This window comes from Luteolibacter luteus, from assembly GCF_012913485.1.
Taxonomy (GTDB): domain Bacteria; phylum Verrucomicrobiota; class Verrucomicrobiia; order Verrucomicrobiales; family Akkermansiaceae; genus Haloferula; species Haloferula lutea.
In genome coordinates this window covers 875618-894377 of sequence record NZ_CP051774.1, presented here as the reverse complement: position 1 = coordinate 894377, position 18760 = coordinate 875618, and the positions used below count along the sequence as shown (strand labels likewise).

The 18760-nt window shown below is 60.9% G+C and carries 12 protein-coding genes; 8 read left to right on the top strand and 4 right to left on the bottom strand.

From position 1 onward, the window contains the following. Positions 1-37: 37 nt before the first annotated feature. Complete coding sequence (locus tag HHL09_RS03515) at positions 38-5170, top strand: PVC-type heme-binding CxxCH protein (protein WP_169453105.1); 5133 nt, start codon at positions 38-40, stop codon at positions 5168-5170. A gap of 783 nt (positions 5171-5953) precedes the next feature. Here the strand turns inward: HHL09_RS03515 and HHL09_RS03510 are convergent. Beyond that, positions 5954-6664, bottom strand: a complete 711-nt coding sequence (locus tag HHL09_RS03510; protein WP_169453104.1) for a hypothetical protein — start codon at positions 6662-6664, stop codon at positions 5954-5956. A 201-nt stretch (positions 6665-6865) separates the two neighbouring features. On the opposite strand from HHL09_RS03510, the gene HHL09_RS03505 reads away from it, so the two are divergent. The 3 genes from HHL09_RS03505 to HHL09_RS03495 are packed head-to-tail and all read left to right on the top strand — an operon-like array spanning position 6866 to position 10571. Then, positions 6866-7825: a hypothetical protein gene (locus HHL09_RS03505; RefSeq protein ID WP_169453103.1), complete on the top strand. Its 960-nt coding sequence runs from the start codon at positions 6866-6868 to the stop codon at positions 7823-7825. A 5-nt stretch (positions 7826-7830) separates the two neighbouring features. Continuing rightward, entirely contained in the window at positions 7831-8805 is a 975-nt protein-coding gene (locus HHL09_RS03500; protein ID WP_169453102.1) for an ABC transporter ATP-binding protein, read from the top strand. Beyond that, entirely contained in the window at positions 8802-10571 is a 1770-nt protein-coding gene (locus HHL09_RS03495; protein WP_169453101.1) for a hypothetical protein, read from the top strand. Before HHL09_RS03500 ends, HHL09_RS03495 begins: the two co-directional genes overlap by 4 nt. A gap of 1 nt (position 10572) precedes the next feature. On the opposite strand, the gene HHL09_RS03490 is transcribed toward HHL09_RS03495, so the two are convergent. Both HHL09_RS03490 and HHL09_RS03485 read right to left on the bottom strand, forming a co-directional pair. After that, positions 10573-10932, bottom strand: coding sequence for a hypothetical protein (locus HHL09_RS03490; RefSeq protein WP_169453100.1), 360 nt, complete (start codon positions 10930-10932; stop codon positions 10573-10575). 50 nt (positions 10933-10982) lie between these two features. Then, a complete protein-coding gene (locus HHL09_RS03485) occupies positions 10983-11588 on the bottom strand; it encodes an acyl carrier protein phosphodiesterase (RefSeq protein WP_169453099.1) in 606 nt (201 codons plus the stop codon). 80 nt (positions 11589-11668) lie between these two features. On the opposite strand from HHL09_RS03485, the gene HHL09_RS03480 reads away from it, so the two are divergent. Continuing rightward, complete coding sequence (locus HHL09_RS03480; RefSeq protein ID WP_169453098.1) at positions 11669-12484, top strand: aminotransferase class IV; 816 nt, start codon at positions 11669-11671, stop codon at positions 12482-12484. Between the two features lie 60 nt (positions 12485-12544). On the opposite strand, the gene HHL09_RS03475 is transcribed toward HHL09_RS03480, so the two are convergent. Further along, complete coding sequence (locus HHL09_RS03475) at positions 12545-13624, bottom strand: Ldh family oxidoreductase (protein WP_169453097.1); 1080 nt, start codon at positions 13622-13624, stop codon at positions 12545-12547. A 251-nt stretch (positions 13625-13875) separates the two neighbouring features. Between HHL09_RS03475 and smc the strand changes: the two genes are divergently transcribed. The 3 genes from smc to HHL09_RS03460 all read left to right on the top strand — a co-directional run bounded on the left by smc (position 13876) and on the right by HHL09_RS03460 (position 18751). Further along, positions 13876-17658 (top strand): chromosome segregation protein SMC, encoded by a 3783-nt coding sequence (smc, locus tag HHL09_RS03470; protein WP_169453096.1) that lies wholly within the window; start codon positions 13876-13878, stop codon positions 17656-17658. A gap of 150 nt (positions 17659-17808) precedes the next feature. Further along, positions 17809-18279 carry a CYTH domain-containing protein gene (locus HHL09_RS03465; protein WP_169453095.1) on the top strand — a complete coding sequence of 157 codons (471 nt, stop codon included), beginning with the start codon at positions 17809-17811 and terminating at the stop codon, positions 18277-18279. Between the two features lie 199 nt (positions 18280-18478). After that, complete coding sequence (locus tag HHL09_RS03460; RefSeq protein WP_169453094.1) at positions 18479-18751, top strand: WXG100 family type VII secretion target; 273 nt, start codon at positions 18479-18481, stop codon at positions 18749-18751. The last annotated feature ends 9 nt before the right edge of the window (positions 18752-18760 follow it).

The following is an 18760-nucleotide window of genomic DNA, read 5'->3' as shown; positions in this document are numbered from 1 at the left end:
GGTTTCCTACGTCTTCTCCTGCTAACCCTTTATTTCCATGCGTCCGATTTTCCAAGTCCTCCTCATTCTTGCCTTGGGCAGTGGTTCCAGCCTCGCCGCGCCCAAGCGAATCCTTTTCCTCGCCGGTGACAACAGTCATGCTTGGGGCCAGCACAAGCACCTTGCAGGCAGCAAGCTGCTTTGCGAATCCCTCAAGGAAGGCACGGATGTCGAAGCGGAGGTCGTGACCGCATGGCCGGACGCGGCGACCCTAGCGAAATACGACTCGCTGGTGATCTACGCCGATGGCTGGCACGCCCACCCCGCGAATGGCAAGCTGGCGGAACTGGAGGCCTTCATGAACTCCGGAAAGGGCTTGGTGGCGATCCACTGGGCCACCGGTATCCAGGCGGCGGACCCGGAAAGCAAGGAGCAGGGCGAGGATCCCCAGCGTGCGAAGTGGCGGGAGCTGATGGGCTCGGACTTCGAGGCGTATTACTCGATGAGCACCTTCTGGCAGGCGAAATACGACAAGCCTTCGGATCACATCATCATGCGCGGGGTGAAGCCCTTTTCGCTCTACGATGAGTGCTACTTCCATCTCCGCGAGTGCGGGCACGAGCATGGCAAGGTGGAGCCGCTTTTCACCGTTTCCCCCGCGAAGGAACTGGTGGAACCCGGCCTGTCTCCCTACCGCGGCAATGATTTTGCGCGGAAGACGATGGAGGAGGGCAAGGTCCCGCAATACGTCGCCTGGGCCTTTCCCCGTCCCAAGGGCGGGCGCGCGTTTGGGTTCACCGGAGGTCACTTCCACTGGACTTGGGCGAATGACGAGGTCCGGAAGATGGTGCTGAATGGCATCCTTTGGTCCGCGGGCGGCGAAATTCCGGCCGCGGGAATCACGACCAAGACCCCGGATGCCAAACGCCTGATGGATGGCATGCCGGACCAGAATCCCGGCTGGACCGAGGACGCTCTGCAAGATGCTCTCAATAAGGCGGCGGCCGGTGAGGTCTTCCCGTGGCTGGATTACACGAACAAGCCGCTGCCTGCGCCCGCGATATCCCTCTTTGACGGCAAATCCCTGGATGGTTGGGAAATCCGTCCGGGCGAGGAGAAGTGGTGGAAGGTCCAGGATGGCCTGATCACTGGTGGCTCGCTGGAGGAAAACGTCCCGAACAACACTTTCATCACCACCAAGAAGCGCTACGCGAATTTTGATCTCCGCCTGAAGGTAAAGCTGACCCAAGGCAGTGGCTTCATGAATTCCGGCGTGCAGATCCGCAGCATCCGCGTGCCGGACAATCACGAGATGTCCGGCTATCAGGTGGATGCCGGTGTGGACTGGTGGGGAAAATTGTACGATGAGTCCCGTAGGAACAAGGTCGTAGGTGAACCGGTGGATGCCGCGGCGATCAAGGCGGCGACGAAGGACTGGGAGTGGAACGATTACCGGATCCTCTGTATCGGCGGACGCATCCAGAGCTGGATCAATGGCGTGCAGACGCTCGATTACACCGAAGCCGACCCGAAGATCCCGCAGGAAGGGTTGATCGGCCTGCAGACCCATGGCGGCGGCAAGCTGCTCGCCCAGTTTAAGGACATCAGTATTCAGGAACTTCCGGCGACCGAGGGCTCGCCGGTATGGGAAGATGCCTCGGTCCGCACTCCGGAGCGGGAGTTGGCTAGCTTCACCCTGCCGGAGGGCTTCGAGGTGGAACTCGTCGCTTCGGAAAAGGAGGGCGTGGGAAAGCCGATCACGATGGCTTGGGATCCTTCCGGCCGGATGTGGACGATGACGGCGCTGGAGTATCCGGTGGACGCCAATGAGAATGAGGCCAGCGCCGAAGCCCTCTATGCACGTGGGGGAAAGGACAAGGTGCTGGTTTTCGATGAGCCTTGGAAGAAAGGCCCGCAGACACCCCGCGTCTTCGCCGACAAGCTGGCGATCCCACTTGGTCTTCTCCCGGTGAAGGACGGTGCTCTGGTCCAGTATGGTCATGAAATCCGCCGCTACACGGACAAGGACGGTGATGGCAAAGCGGATGGCCATGAGACCGTGCTGAATGGCTTCGGAATCCAGGATTCGCACCTTTTTCCGCATCAGTTCGAGCGCGCACCGGGCGGATGGTTCTATCTCGCCCAAGGACTCTTCAATGCCTCCAAGGTGACGCGTCCCGATGGCTCTGCTTTTGACAGCGGGGCGAAGGAGCTTGCCTTCAACCAATGCAAGCTCGCCCGGGCAAAACTGGATGGCTCCGACTTCGAATTGCTTACCGCGGGTCCCAACAACATCTGGGGCTTTGTCACTTCCCGCGATGGCTCTGAGTATCTTCAGGAGGCCAATGACCTCGGTCATCCGGTTTCAGAGTTCGTGACCGGCACCCATTACCCTACCGGTTCTCGCGAGAAGCTGCGCCCCTATGCGCCGATGCTACCACCGTCGACGCCGAACCAACCGATGGGCGGCACCGGATTGAGCGGCCTCGCCGTGGCCGAGGATGCAGGCAGCGCCTTCGCCGTGAAGTGGCCGTATCAGAAAGTCTTCTACGTCACCAATCCGATCACCAACCGGATTCAGATCGTCACGCTGGCGAAAGACGATAATGGCCAGCCGGTTTACACGAAGCAGGAAGACTTCCTCGTCTCCAGCGATGAATGGTTCCGCCCGGTGTCCGCGCTCTTCGGTCCTGACGGCTGCCTCTACATCGCGGACTGGTACAACAAGATCATCTCCCACAACGAGGTGCCGCGTAATCACCCCGACCGTGACAAGACTCGTGGACGCATCTGGCGGGTGAAGTCGAAGGGCATGCAGGTGGTGCAACCCCCGAACCTGACCAAGATGCCCTCTGCGGAAGTCGTGAAGCATCTCGGCGACAAGAACGCCCGGGTGGCCCGCATGGCTTGGATAGAACTTGGGGATCGGAAAGATGCGAGCGTGGTGCCGGCCCTCACGAAGCTTGCCACCGATTCCACGCAGGATTCATCGATCCGCATCGCTGCTCTTTGGAGCCTGGTGGAAATGAAGGCTCCGGCTCGTGAGTTGCTGCTCGGCTTGATCAAGGACGCCGATGCGTCTGTGCGGCGCGAGGCGATCGAGGGTCTTGAAACGGTCCCGGAGGTCTTTGTGGGTTCTCCGGATTTCGCGCGTGAGGCTTTCGGCAAAGAACAGGACTTCCAAGTGTGGTGCGCCTTTGCCAATGTTCTCCGGACTGCTCCCTCGGTTGCTCCCGAGTTCCTTGCGATTCTTTCGAAGGGAACCGAACGCACCGCGCTTGGTGAGGTTCGCGCCCCGTATGAGAAGGAGTTTCTCCGCTACCTCATCCGCTGGGCGATGGAGGCCCATCCAGATGCCACGGCCAAGATGCTCGCCGCGACGGACCTGTTGCTGGAAGCCCGGCTACTCGCCGTGCTGGCTTTGCCACCGGGGCAAGGTGCTCCCGCTCTGATTTCGGCCCTTCCTCAGATGACGCGTCCCTTGAACGCCGATGAAGCGGCGTTGCTTGGGAGCCAACTTTCCCAGCCTGCGGTAGCGAAGGCCTTTGGTTCTCTTCTGGACGAGCCTGCGCGACGGAAGGCCCTGCTGGCTGCATTGCTTCAACTGGATCCCGCTTCGGCGTCGAATCCTGAGCTGCGCGAGACTGTCGACCAAGCCACCGCCGCCATGGTGAAAGCGGAGCCGGATACCATGCCGCTGGTCATGGATCTCGCCCGGCGCTTCCGGCTGACCAACCTCGGACCTCTGCTGCTTGAGCATGCCAAAGCTGCGACCTCACCCGCCGATCTCGCCGCCGTGCTGCGCACGCTCAATGAGATCCAATCCGCGGATGCTGCTCTTAGTAGATCGCAGCTTGATCATGCGGATCCCGACGTGGCGCGCGAAGCGATGGTCGGCTTCGCTTCATCCGCAGGTGAGGCTGCTGTGGCGGAGATCGCTGCCCGCTGGCCATCGCTCTCCGGTGCGATGCGCCAATTTGCGGTGGGAGGCCTTGTTTCGAGAAAGGAATCTGCAAGTGCTTTCGCCGATCAAGTCGCTGCGGGTGGCTTCGAAGGCTTCGATCCCTCTGTGGTGGAGAAGCTTCGCGCCGTCCTAGGGGAAGAGGCACCAGCCTTTCGCAAGCTGCTGGAGAAGGTTGAAGGCCTGCTTGTCCGCGTGATCCGTTTCCCCGGCAAGCCGGATGCCGTCGCCGCTACCGGCCTGACGCTTGATGGTCCCTTCACCGTGGAAACCTGGGTGAACCTCGATCCCGGTATCGACAACCGGGACGGCCTGATCGGCAAGAGGGGCGGGGGACCGGACATCAACTTTTATGCCGGGCGCCTGCGCGTGTGGAGCGGCTCCGGTGACCTGGTAATCGCAGACCGTCCGATGGAAGCCGGGAAGTGGACGCATTGCGCCGTGACTCGCGACGCTGCCGGGAAGGTCTCGCTCTATCTCGACGGCGAAGGGGTCGGCGTATCAAAGGACGCTTTCAGCGGGCTCATGAGCGATCTCGAGATCGGACGCGCGAACCAGCCCGGAGGAACCGCAGGACGTTTCCTTGAATTCCGCATTTGGGACAGCGCACGCAGCCAATCGGAGATCCAGCGCGATTTCCGCACTCGACTGCCACTTGGCGCTGCGGTTCCCGGCATGGTCTTCCAAGCTGGAGGCGATGACATGAAGCTGCAAAGCGGTGCCGCGCTCGAATGGACAGCCGACTTCCCCGAGCTGATGACGCCGGAAGCTGCGCAGGCTCTCGCCGTGAAATTCGATCGACTTCGCGGATCAGCCGCCAAGCCTGGCGATACCGCTGCAGGCAAGGAGCTCTTCAAGAACACCTGCGCCATCTGCCACCAGGCACGGGGTGAAGGCATCGCCATCGGTCCGGATCTCAGCGGGGCCGGCGCGATGGGCACGGAAAGCTTGCTTCGGAATATCCTCACGCCGAATGCACAGCTCGAAAGCGGCTACTATCGCCACGACCTTACCCTCAAAGATGGCAGCCTCGTGAGTGGCTTCCTCGCTTCAGATAAGGGATCCACAATTCTTATCCGTCAGATCGGGGCGGACGAACGTGCGATCCCGAAGGATCAGGTGAAGGAGCACTCAGTGGCGAAGCGTACGCTCATGCCCGAGGGGCTTCTCGACGGATTCTCTGACCAGCAAGTCTCCGATCTATTCGCCTTCCTGTTATCCCTGAAATGAAGGCTTCATTCGCCATCATCCGGACGCGTTCGCATGGCTCCCACGGAGTTCTCATCCACGGGGGGAATGACAGCGATTTGGATCGAGATCCGGTTGCCATTTGGAAGGGTCAAAAAGATCTCCTGTTCCGTTGTCGTGGTTTCTTCCAAGATTTTGGAGGCAGCTTTAACCAGAGCCTGGGTGCTGCGCGGGGCCGGCCTGACGTTCATGGGTTGGATTTGAGGGGTTCTCAATAAAACAAGCGTAACACACGCTGCAAATCGTCTCCAGCCATGAGGGAGATCTGCCTGCTCCTCCGCGAAACCACCGCCCGGTGGCTCCGCCAGACAGACCTCCCTTGTTGCTCGCAGGGTAGGGCACCCTCGGGCAGCAGGCTGGATGAAAAAGGGGACTTCCGCTGGCCGTTCCACCAATGAAAACGCACTATGTTGGCAAAGCGGGTCCCGAAGGTTTTGTGAAGGCGGCGAGTGCCAAGTTGTCCCCGGGTTTTTGTGGGATGGGAGCGGGTGAACCAGTGCATCGCCTTTGCCGTTTGATCTGGCGTAACGTTAGCAGCTGCTAGGTTAAGCTCGGATTAAGTCCGGAAATTAGGTCAATGATATGCCGTCGTGGTTCTACGCAGCCCCTCCGCTGAAGGAGTTGTCAGGCAACTTTGGCTGGGATCCGCTTGGGATGCGGGAAAGATCAAGATTTGTGAAGGGTACGGCTAATCCGCTGTTGGTGCTCTTGCGCCAAACAACTGTTTTTCCACCCGCAAACCTCGGGAATTCCTTCATTTTCGCCTCATGGATCGAGGCAGGAAAAGACGCCCCTTGCTGCGCTTCCACTAAGGTTTTGATTGCGGGCGTAGGCTTGGCTTGCGGCGTCGCGCAGCGCATTGTGGTCTTTCCCGACAAGCCAAGGTTCGAGCGAATCCCTCAAGATGAAGGAGCCTGGATACATCAACTGCGTGGTGAGCAGCACCGGTCTAACACCTGCATCTTGAAGCCTGTCGCGGAAGTATTCCTCGCTCTTGCAGCAGAGCACCATGGCGTCGGTTTTTCCGGCGGCTTTGACCGAGGGGGAATCGATCGGGTGATCCATCCGGACATTGTGGCCGATGAACACCACCAGATCGTTTTTCCCGGAGAGCATCGCCGCTTCAGAGGCGATGTAGCAGTCCTTCAGCTTCGAGCCGCGCCATGCCTCGGCGATGAGGACGGCCTTGGCGGTCCGGTGCCGGAACGTGAGCCGTTCCAAGATCCGCTCGTCTCCCGTAACGACCTCGCTTTTTTCCAGTTTCCACTGGCGGCTGGCTTTGAAACAGGATTTCAGCCCGTCGGTGCAGCCCCAGTAGAGATTCTCGTCCGGCTTGTCGCCGTCGCCGATCTTCGCCCCAACTTTGACGATCCCCTGTGTGACGTTGTCACAAAGGCCGACGAAGACGGCGATGCGCTTTTCCTGGGATTTGGCCGGGAGACAGCAGAACAGGAGCAGGGCGAGCAGGCGGAGCATGGACTTCTTACGGACGGAGCAGGGCTTCCTAGACAAAATTCCCGGGGCTGTCCGTCCCGATACAAATCGCCGGTAGAATTCTCATGGGAAGCGTCACGTTGTCATGCATGATGCCAATCAGATAATTCGAGCGGTCTTCATCGCTGTTTCACGGTCGGCGGGCATGGCTCGCTGCAATCCAAGCCAATCCTCCTCCTAGCCATGTCCTTCGCGCAAACGCTCCGCACGGCGGTGCCCCTCATTGTTGGTGTCGCCCTCGGCGGAATCGGCTCCTCCCTCTTCCTGAAAAGCCTGCCCGGTGCCGAGGGCTCGCCGGAGAAGCGGGTGGCCGAACTGGAGGTCGAACTAAAGAAGGCGAACAACCAGATCGCCGCGTATGAGGAGAAGAATCCCAGGCGGAGACGCGATGCCAACCTCTTGGCAGGAGCGCGGCAGCTCATGGATGACGTGAAGGCTGGGAATAACGTGAATCCGGATGATATCCTTGCAGTCCTGCAGCCTTCCATAAGAGAGCTTTCTCCTATTTTCGACAGGATCCGCGTGAAGCAGGAGAAGGCGCGCATCGAGGCAAAGACCGGCGAGTTGGCTCGCAAGTATGATCTGACGCCCCAACAGCAGGAGCGCCTGGAGGCATGGTACAAGCAAAAGGCCAAGGACGATGCCAAAAGCTGGAGCGATTTGGTCGGGACTCCCGGAACCACGTTTGAAGATCTGGCACGGGAAAGCATGACTCACCGTCCTGATGATGGATTGGATCAAGTGATGGAGGGAATGCTCAGCGGGGAAAAGCTGACGGACTATAAGACCACGCGCATGACCGAGAAGGCGAGCTTGGTAGAGCGGCATGCGGACACAAGAGTGCAGCGGCTCAGCGGGATCGTCGAATTGGATGACGCCCAGCGGGACCAAGCTTTTGGCATCTTTGCCCGGAGTTCGCCGGACTATGATCCAGCCATGAAACTGGAAGGAATTGGCGGCGATATCGGGGCAACTCCCGGCGGTGCCAGTCGCGATGCGATGCTTTCCGTGCTGAGACCCGAGCAGAGAGAAAAATATGAGGTCGAGCGCCAGAGACGGCGCGCCGAGGCTGAAAAGGAAATGAACGAGATCGGTCTCACCTTGCCCTCAAATTGGGACCTGCTCGACCAAGCTGACTTTTGATCGACATGAATTTCGCGAACCCTTCCGGCCATGTGCCGCGTCCTGCCATCGATGTCCGCTCGCTGCGGGTGGACTATGGCGATTTCATCGCGGTGAATGATCTCTCGCTGAGCGTTCCGCCCGGAGAGGTCTTCGGCCTCGTTGGGCCGAATGGTGCGGGAAAGACCAGCACGTTCCGCGTGCTGACGACCCTGATGGAGCCGACCTACGGCGACGTGTTCCTCGATGGCATCGACATCCAGGAGGATATCGCCAGCGCACGCCGGATCGTCGGTTACATGCCGGACCTCGCGCCGGTGCCCTCGGACATGAAGGTGTGGGAGTTCCTGGACTTCCACGCGGCCGCCTATGGAATCGGCAACAAGGCCCAGCGCCGCGAGCGTTTGGCGGAGTGTCTGGAGGAGGTCGCCCTGACGCCCCAACGCGACAAGTGGTGCAAGGAGCTTTCCCGCGGTCAGACCCAGCGTGTGGTGCTGGCGAAGACCCTGCTGCACCGCCCGCGCGTGCTGGTGCTGGATGAGCCGGCGAGCGGACTCGATCCTCTGGCCCGCCGCGATCTGCGGAATGCGCTGCGCCGCCTCGCCAAGAACGGGGCGACGGTGTTTGTCAGCTCGCACATTCTGAGCGAACTGGCGGAGATGTGCACGTCCATCTGCGTGATGAATCTCGGCAAGCTGCTGGCTTCCGGAACGGTGGACGAGGTAAGGCAGCAACTCGGCAATACCGAGCGAACGATCACCGCTGCCGTTCTTGGCAAAGCGGAAGACGCGGCCTCGTGGCTGTCATCGCGGCATGGCGTGCATGAGCTTCAGGTGGTAGGCCAAGAGATCGTCTTCGGCTTCAAAGGAACCGATGACGACCAGGCGGACCTGATGGAGGGGCTCATCTCCAACGGGGTTCGCCTACGTGCCTTCGAGGAACGGCGATCTTCCTTCGAAGACATCCTGGTGGAAGTGGCTGAAAGCAACCGACGTTTATGAGTTCCGAAACCTCCCCGGCAAAGCCTCTCGCGCACCCTGCGTGGCGTGTGTGGGACAATCCGATTTTCCGCCGCTACTGCTGCTCCCGGCTTCGGCCGCGGGGGCTTGGCGTGTCCTTGCTCCTTACGGTACTGATTGCCGGCTTCATGGTCGCGATGGCTTACTCGGCGGGTGTCAGCACGGCGACCCGTGTGGCGGAGACGATTCTGAGCGCGGACCCAACTGCCACGATTGATATCGCCGCCCTGAATGCGAAGCACTTGGAGCCGGCAGCGCGTGCCGCCCTGATTCCCATGCTGATCCTACAGGGAGTCATTCTCTTCGTCTTTGGCACCGCGCAGGTAGCGGGCGGTATGACCGCGGAACGCGATGAAGGAGTGATCGACTACCAGCGGTTGATCCCGATGTCGCCGCTGTCGAAGGTGATTGGCTACGTTTTCGGCCTGCCGGTGCGGGAGTATGTGATGTTCTTTACTACCTTGCCCTTCGCGGCGTGGCTCTTTTGGAAGGGGCGGGTGGAATCCACGGTGTGGCTGCAGCTTTATACGGCCCTTTTGAGTTCCGCATTGCTCTACCACTTCACCGGCTTGCTCACCGGTACGGTGGCGAAGAACCGCCGCTGGGCTTTCCTCGCATCCATCGGTTTGGTCTTCTGTCTCTACACGGTGATCCCTCAGCTCTCGAAGTTCGGCCTGGTATTCTTCAAATACCTGACGATCACGCCGGTAGTGGAGGAGTGCCTCCCGAAGATGCTGCCTGAGGAGGCGGCGGGCCCGCTGCGGCTTTTCCGGCGCTTTGTGCCGGTGGTGAAGTTCTTCGGCCTGGATTTCTCGGAGCTGGTTTTCACGCTGTTCTCGCAGCTCGCGCTGATCCTGACCTTCATCATCATGCTGTGCCGGCGCTGGCGGCGCGCGGAATCCCACCTGCTCGGGAAGCTGTGGGCGACGGGCTTCTACATCTGGATCCAGATCCTGCTCTTGGGGAATGCGCTGCCTCTGGTGGAGAGCGGCGATCTCTTTCCTTCCCGGGCGCTGAGGGGCGGCCTTATGAATATCGTCGGCGGGCCTCGGGAACCGCAGCCCATGGAGGCTGTGGTGATGGCCGGGGTCTACGGCCTCTTCACACTGCTGCTGATCTTCCTGCTTGGTGGCATCATCACGCCGACCCCTGAGAACCAGGTGAAAGGCTGGCGTCGCGCGCGCAAGCAGGGGCGCAGCTCTTTGCCTTTCCTTTCGGATCCCGCCACGTCCTTTTGGTTCGTAATCGTGATGGCCGTGGCGGGTGCTGCGGGATGGTTCCTGTTTACCCGTGGCGTGGTGGAGTCCGTGTGGTTCCCGGGGCACGTCGTGCCGATGAAAACCTTCGGCTACTTCGTGGCGGTCATGCTGACCTGTGGCTTGAGCTTCCAATTGCTACTCGAAGCTTGGGGTGGCCGGGTGGTAACGCTGATGGCAATTTTTGTCGGAGTCCTGCCGATCATGATTGGTGCCGTGCTCATCCCGGTCGGTGACGAGATGTATCCCGCCGTGGCGTGGCTGCTCTCCATCTCTCCGCTGAGCACGCCGATCTACGCCAGCTTGTCCTTACTGAGTCTGGCGGAACTGCCCGTGGAAATCGCGCGGGCAGTGCCGGCGGCCTTCACCTTCTGGCTCGCGGTCGGGGCGCTCTTGACGACCTGGCTGATCTACCGGCTGATCTTGACCCGTCGGGCGATGGCGAAGGAGGTGTTGTCAGGTAGCGTGGGGGAGCTTGATGCGGGGAACTGAGTTACTCTACCCCCGCCTTCAGCTTTTCAATTGAGCGTCGTGTGCGCTCGGCTCGGAAGGTCTGGATCACGGAGATCAGGACCACCAGGCAGATCGTCGCGGCGCCCAGCATGAAGGGCGCGGCGGGGCCTTTTTCGCCGCTCACCACCGATGGCACGGTACGGATGAAGCCGAGGAAGGCCAGCAGGCCGGCCCCGGCGATGCCGTGCCACTTGGCGCGGATGCTGAAGATGCCACAGATGACGAATCCACCACCGAGGGTGAGGCCACCTTGAAGCAGCAGGGGATCTTTCGATCCTTGGAAGGCGAGGAAACCGAGAGCGGCCAGCAGGATGCCGGCGATGAAAAGCAGGGCGCGCATGGAAGTGTGTCGCGCGGAACCTAGGCGCGGATTTCCCGGAGGTCGAAGGCCTAAATCAGTGCATCCGCCTCCGGTCCGAGTTTCCCGACCCAGGTGACGAGGTCGGGGAAGAACTCCTCGAAGCCTTTTTCGAACATTTCGCGGTTCTGCTTCAGGTCCTGCACCGCGTCCTTGATCGGGCTGAAACCGTGATGCCGGAGGGCGACCCGGTGAAACACCCCGTCCAGCCCCTCATCGGTGCCGTAGTGGCCCAGCCAATCGTCCTCGATGCGCTGCTCCAAGGTATCGGAGAGCTCGGGCGGCAGGATCGCGAGGTGTTCGCGGAGGCAGGCATTGCATTCATCGACGAAGCTGCGGAAGGGAATGCTACAGAACTCCGCCCAGCGGCGGGTCAGGAAGTAGTCGTGGACGATATCGCTAATCACCCCGGCAAAGCGCCGTCGTGAAGGTGCCACGGCACCTCGAAGCCAGGCCGTCACCCGGTGTGAGTCAGTGAAGCGATCGATGGCACGATGACGGACGATGCCCTTCAGGACCGCATCGGGAAAGTGATCCTTCAGCGCTTCCGGGCGCCCGGTCACGAAGTCGCCGAGCAGATTGCCCGTGCGGGAAGCGGCGTTGTTTTCCGCGAGGAAGAGATGGGAAAGGTAGTTCAACTGCCGCCAATGGAGCGTGTGACGAGCTTGGGCGCAATGGAGGCTTTGCGCGGGAGGTGAAGCCGGGCCAGATTGCGCGTGTGAGCTGGATCTGGTGCAATGGCGAATACCTCGATGGGCCGCTGACGGTTTCCCCGCGGGACCGGGGCTTCACCCATGGGCTCGGCATTTTTGAAACGCTGCTCGCGGTCAATGGCAGACCGGCGGTGCTCGAGATGCATCTGGAGCGCATGAGGGCGGGGGCCGAGCGGTTCGGATGGAGCGGTCAGGATCTAGGCACGGTGCGGATCGCGGAGGCAATCTCCGGTCTCTTGAAACGGCAGGCTCTGGATCAGGGGCGGGCCCGCGTGCGGATCGCCTTGAGCGCCGGGGAAGGGGACTTGTCAGACCTGAAACAAGGATGGAACTCCCTAGTCTGGATTACTGCTTCCGCCGCTCCCGAGCCTCCTCAATCCGTGATGTTGGCGACTGCGGCTTTTCCCCGGAACGAGGCCTCCCCTTTGGCGGGGATCAAATGTGCCTCCTATGCGGAGAATCTCGTGGCTCTCGACGAAGCCCGCCGCAAGGGAGTGGACGAGATGCTCTTCTATAATACCAAGGCCGAACTCTGCGAAGGCACCACCTCGAATGTCTTCTTGGTGATGCAGGGGAAGGTCTATACCCCTCCGCTGTCTTCGGGGTGCTTGCCCGGTACCATGCGGGCGCTGGTGATCGCGAAGTGCCGCGAGCTGGGGATCGAAGTGGCGGAAGAGGTTCTAACAGCAGCGCACGTGGGCGCGGCGGATGAGGTCTTCATTACTTCGGCCACTCGCGGCGTAGTGGTGGTCAGGCAGATCGACCACGTGGCTTACCATACTTCCAGCGATCTCACGGAGCGCATCCGGGTGGCGTTGTAGCCTACAAAAAGCGCCCGGGGATGCCGGGCGCTTCCTAAAAGATTCGGCTGGAATCGGGCCTCAATCGATCGCCTCCAAGGGAGCGGCACCGATTTCCCCGGCTAGCTCATTGAACTCGCTGAGCTCGGCCGCCGTGAAATGGAGGCCGCCAGCAGCATCCGACTTCTTCCGGGCTTCCGCTTCAAGCTGGCCTGGCAAGATACAGCTTTCGTTCCCATGGCCGAAGACATCCTTCAGCACCACCTTGAGGTTCTCCATCTGATCCCGGCCCTTGGCGAAATCCCCACCGCTGATGGCATCCGGGTGGATGACTTGGAAGTAGAAGGCGGCGGTGGTTTTTTCGCCCGCCGGTGCCTTGGCGGAGCGACCGCGAAGGGTTGGCAAGGAGCCGCCGATCAGGCTGGCGTAAAGTTCGTTGATGAGGCACATGGCATAGCCCTTGTGCGCGCCGAAGGGGAGCAGGGCTGCCACTTCATTCGGATCGGTGGTCGGCCTGCCATCCTTGTCCACGGCGGCGCCAGGCGGGAGGCTCTTGCCTTCTCGTTTCAGCGCCTGGACCCGGCCCATGGCTACCGTGGAAGTGGCCCAATCGCTCACAACCGGGAAGCCGAGAGCCTCGGTGGTCGGGAAGCCCCAAGAGTGGGGATTCGTGCCCAAGGTGGGGAACCTGCCCCCGAAAGGAACCACTTCGGCCAGCGTCGAGGTGCAGTTCGTGTAGGCGATGTAGCCACGCTCCGCAGCTTCCATCACGTAGCCGCCCCCCCACAGGTAGTGGAATGCATTGTCCACGCTCACTTGGCCGATGCCGTATTGGTCGGCCAACTCGATGCAGCGCTCGATCGCACGGTAGGCGACACTCTGACCGAGCTTGCGATGGGCATTCCAAGTTTCGGAGCCGGCGAACCGGCTCGTCACCACTTCGATTTCAGCACCAGGAACGCAACCGCCCGTCGCGCTGCCGAAGAGGTGGTCAAGATGGAGTGCTTTAAGCGCGTGATGGGTGCGGATTCCGTGGCGTGCCGCTTCGGCTGCCAGCTTGGCGCCTTCTGCTGCTTCATCCGCCGTGTAGCCCCGGCTCCGGTAGGCCGCTTCCACCAACTTGTCGTGGGCGGCTCGCGAAACAGTGAGAAATTCGGACATGATGGCAGGCATGGCGGGAAGAGAGCAAATCTCAAGCTGTAGGACAACTCAAGCGTGGATTCTCCCTCGCTCCATGCAGAATGATTTGGAAAACTTAAAGTTCACAAAACTCCACAGGTAGTGGTGTTTTTTCGATTTTGATACAAGATGTAGGTGTTCTCTTCGGCGGATCTTTTACAGAGGGAGGTTCGGGGTATGATCGGAATCGTCCGGATTCCCTCTCGGACGGAACCTCTAACCCCTTCTGTCGCATGTATCTTAAATCGTTGGAAATGCACGGCTTCAAGTCCTTTGCGGACAAAACGAAGATCGAGTTCCACCAAGGCGTCACGGGCATCGTCGGCCCGAATGGCTGCGGGAAATCCAACGTGGTGGATGCCATCCGCTGGGTGCTGGGAGAAACCTCGGCCAAGGCCTTGCGCGGCGGTGAGATGGCGGACGTTATTTTCAATGGTACCGAGAAGCGCAAGCCGCTCGGCATGGCGGAGGTGACCATGACGATGGCGGATTGCGAGGCAGCGCTGAAGGTTGACTACAACGAGGTCTCCCTTACCCGCCGCGTCTTCCGGGACGGAAAGTCCGAGTATCGCATCAACGGTACGCTCTGCCGCCTGAAGGACATCCATGACCTGCTCATGGACACCGGCATCGGCCGCACCGCCTACTCGATCATGGCGCAGGGCCAGATCGACCAGATCCTTTCCTCCAAGCCGGAAGAGCGTCGCGCGGTGTTCGAAGAAGCCGCGGGTATCACGAAGTACAAGCGCGAGAAGAAGGAAGCCCTCCGCAAGCTGGAGTTCACCGAGGCGAACTTGCTACGCGTTTCCGATGTCCTGGCGGAACAAGAGCGCCGGATGAACTCGCTCAAGCGCCAAGTCGCCAAGGCCCGCCGCTATCAGGCACTGGCTGGTGATGTCCGGATCCTCGACACGCACCTCGGCCACAAGCGTTTCGTGGAATACACCGCTGAGCGTGACGAGCTGAAAACCTCCATCCGCTCACTCGAAGCCACCGAGGCCGAGCTCGAGCGCCTGATGGAGCCGAAGGAAGAGGCTGTGGCCGACGCGCGTCTCGCGGCCCGCAATTTCGAAGGCGAACTCGCGGACCTCCGGCAGCAGCTCAACTCGCACCGCAACCAACTCTCCGCAGCCCAAGGCCGGGTGGCCTTCAACGAAGAACGCAAGGCCGAGCTGGAAGGCCGCATTTCCCAGAACCGCGAGGAAATCGAAACCACCCGTGAGAAGCTCGCGCAGCAGGAGTTCGATGTCGTTGCCGCGAACGAAGCCTTGGAACAACTGGCCCGCCGTATCGCGGAGCAGGAGATCCAGCTCACCGATCAGGAGGAGCGCACCCGCATGGCCCGCGGTGGCCGTGAGGAGATCGAAGCCCAACTGCGCGAAGCTCGTGCCGAAGCGAACCGCGCCCAGACGATCATCGCTTCCACCCAAGCCCGCATCGAAAGCTCGCTGGCCCAGCTGGAGACCAGCCGCGAGCGCGCCCGGATGCTGGCCGATGAAGAGCAACGCCTGAATCTCGAAATCGAGGAAACCAGCGAGCAGCGCAATCGCATCGCCGCTGAACTCGATGAGCATGCGGCCCGCACGACCGAACTGGAAGAGGCCTTCCAGAAAGCGGAGCGCGGCTACCAGCATACCCGGGGTGACCTCGATGCAGCCCGAACCGCGGCTGCCGATGCCCACAAGCTTCTTGCCCAGCGCGACTCGCGCCTGAAGGTCGTCCGCCAGCTCGTTGCGAGCGGCGAAGGTTTCCAGAAGGGCACCCGCAAGGTGCTCGACGGCCTTGACGATGCCGAGCGCTTCAAGCCGGGCATCCACGGTGTGATCGCGAATTTCATCGAAGCGGACCGCTCTTGTGCCCGTGCGATCGAAACCGCACTCGGTCAAAACCTGCAGGCCGTTCTTGTCTCCGATGAGAAGCTGGCCGATGCGATCATTTCCCGTCTCACCGAGAAGCGTCTCGGCCAAGCAGCGATTCTGCCCGAGACCTTTGTCGGTCACAATGGGGGCACGCAGATGGAAGCGCTGCCGGAAGGTGCCGTGGGCTGGGCGCTTGATCGCGTGAAGTCCGATCCGCGTGTCGCCCGAGTCATCGAGCGTCTGCTGGACAAGGTGCTGATCGTCCCGAATTACGCGACGGCGATGCGCCTGCGCACGTCCTTCCCGGATGTGACGATGGTCACGCAAGCCGGTGAAGTAGTGAGCGCAGAGGGTATCATCCACGGTGGCGATGCTGGCGAAGGCAACGTGTCGGTGCTCGAGCTTCAGAACGAGGTCCGCGACCTTGAGAAGGAAGTGGCCGGACTTGTGGAAGCGGAAGCTGCAGCCCGCCAGCGTGTCACCGATCTCGAAACCTCGTTGTCCCAGCTTCAGGAAGAGATGGAGGTCTGCCGCGAGCGAATCCAGCGCCACAAGGTGGAGCTTTCCACGCTGCAAGGCCAGCTCACGCTCGCCAGTCGTGAGGTGGAAGGCGTGCAGACGAAGCTGGAGAATGTCCGCTGGGAGCGGGGTGAGCTCGATGCCCGCGAGCAGGCTGCGAATGACAGCCGTAGCGGTCTGGAGAGCGAACTCGCGATGGCCCGTGAGCGTCTGGAGGGGCACGAGGAAGACCAGCGCCGTCTGCAGTCGCAAGTGGAAGGTTCGCAACGCGACGAGGCCGAGCTTGCCCAAGCCCTGAACGAGTTGCGCACCTCGCTCGCCGTGGAACGCCAAGCGAAGCACGCAGCGGAAGCCCAGCAGCAGCCGATGGAGGCTCGCCTCAGCGAACTCCGCGAACTTTCCATCCGCCGCGAAACGGAAATCGAGTCCTTCGTCCAGCGCATTGAATCCGCCGCGGCGGAGAACGCCCGCCTGGCCGAAGAGGTGGAGACCCACCAGGCGGAAGCAGAGGATCTCGGGATCGAAATCGAGTCGCGCACGGGTCGCCGGAACGAGTTGCTGGAAGCGATCGACAAGGCCGAGGGCGAGCTATCCGAAGCTCGTCGCCGTCATGCGAAGGCTTCCGAGCAGCGCGGTCGCGAGGAAGTCGCGATCACCAAGATCGAGCTTCGTCTGGAGAGCCTGGTGTCCGCAATTCTCGAACGCCATCAGGTGGAACTAGCCACTTTCGAACCGGACGCCCATGCGCTGCTTTCCTGCATCGCCTCGCAGAAGTCCCAGCAATCCCGCGGAGGTCGCCAGACTTTTGTGGAAAGCGAAGACTCGGAGGACGAGGAGCCGGCAATCATCGTGGTGGATGCTTCGAAGGGATCCGACGAAATGCCGGAGCTGCCGACCGAAATGACCGGTGAGCCCGACTGGAGCTTCGTGGAAGCCACGGTGGGGGATCTCAAGCGTCGCCTCGATTCGATGGGCCCGGTGAACGTCGACGCCATCGAGGAATATGAGGAGCTTGAGGAACGCTACAACGAGGTCCGTTCGAACTACGATGACCTCGTGAGCTCGAAGCAAAACCTCATTGAGGTGATCGAGAAGATCAACGAAGAGACCCAGCGCCGCTTTGCCGAGACCTTCGCACAGGTGAAGCTCAATTTCCGGGACATGTTCAAGGAACTCTTCGGTGAGAAGGGCCAGGCCGACCTGATGCTGGTGGACGAGAGTGATCCCTTGGAATCGGGCATCGAGGTGATTGCCAAGCCGCCGGGCAAGAAGCTGCAGAGCATCTCGCTGCTCTCCGGTGGCGAGCGCTCGATGACCGCGGTGGCGCTGCTCTTCTCGATCTACATGATCAAGCCGAGCCCCTTCTGCGTGCTCGACGAACTTGATGCGCCGCTCGACGAGTCGAACATCAACCGCTTCGTGAAGGTCCTCGATCGTTTCATCGACAACAGCCAGTTCATCATCGTGACCCACTCGAAGCGCACCATGGCGCGCGCCGACGTGATGTACGGCGTGACGATGGAAGAGTTCGGTGTCTCGAAGCCGGTCGGCATGCGCCTCACCAGCGCGGATGACATGGCCAACAAGGGCGAGGCGAAGACCGCTGCACAAAAGGCCGCGCTGCGACTCGACGCGTAAGGAATTTCCAACGGTTCTTCCGACAGAAGAGGGATGAGGGACGGAGGGTCGGTCCGGGTGGATCTGCTTTCCGTCCCTCGATTTTACCGAGGGTGCATCTGCGGAGCAGCTTCGATTGCATCCTCCTCCGGGTGTGAAATCTTTCTCCATATGCCGACCGAGATCGAAAGAAAGTTCCTGGTGAAGTCCGAGGCTTGGCGGGAGGGGCTCCCCGGTGAGCGGATTGTGCAGGGCTACCTGTGCCGCGAGAAGGAGCGCACGGTCCGTGTTCGGATCAAAGGCGACAAAGGCTTCCTCACTATCAAGGGTTTGAGCGAAGGCGTTTCACGGAAGGAGTTCGAGTACGAGATTCCGGTTGGGGAGGCGGATGAGCTCCTGCTGCTCTGCACGCCCCCCTTGCTCGATAAGGTTCGCTACGAACGCCGTCACGGCGGGCACCTATGGGAAATCGATGAATTCGCTGGCGAAAACCACGGCCTGATCGTCGCCGAGATCGAACTCGACGAAGAAGGATCGGAGTTCGAAAAACCGGAATGGGTAGGCGAGGAGGTTTCCGACGACCCGCGCTACTATAATGCCTGCCTGGTGGAACATCCATGGTCGCAGTGGAGGAAGAGGTAAGTCGCTGGAATCAAGGCGCAAAGGGTGGGGTTTTACTGTAATTCTGAGATCCTCTGGATTCCCGGGTGCCCAAGGCGCGTGTTAAGAGTCGGTAAGAATTCGGCTTTTCCGGCGACGAATCCGCGGGGCGGTGGTATTTTCCTTACGGGTGGCTGCTGGTATTCCTCGACCCGCGAGAAAGTCGTCCGAAGATGAGATCATGTCCCAAGCGATCATCGATCCGGAGGAGGTGCGGCGGTTTGCGGCCGAGCTGAAGCGGTTCAACAATGAGGTGAAGGAGCGGACCTCCTCGCTCATGTCACGATTTGCCGCATTGGGCGATAGCTGGCAGGATCAGGAGCACGAGAAGTTCTCCGCGGAGTTCCTCCAGATGATGAAGACGATGAAGCGCTTCATCGAGCTTTCCGACCAGCACACGCCCTATCTCCTGCGGAAGGCGAAGCGCATTCAACAGTATCTCGATCAACGCTGAAGGGCATTT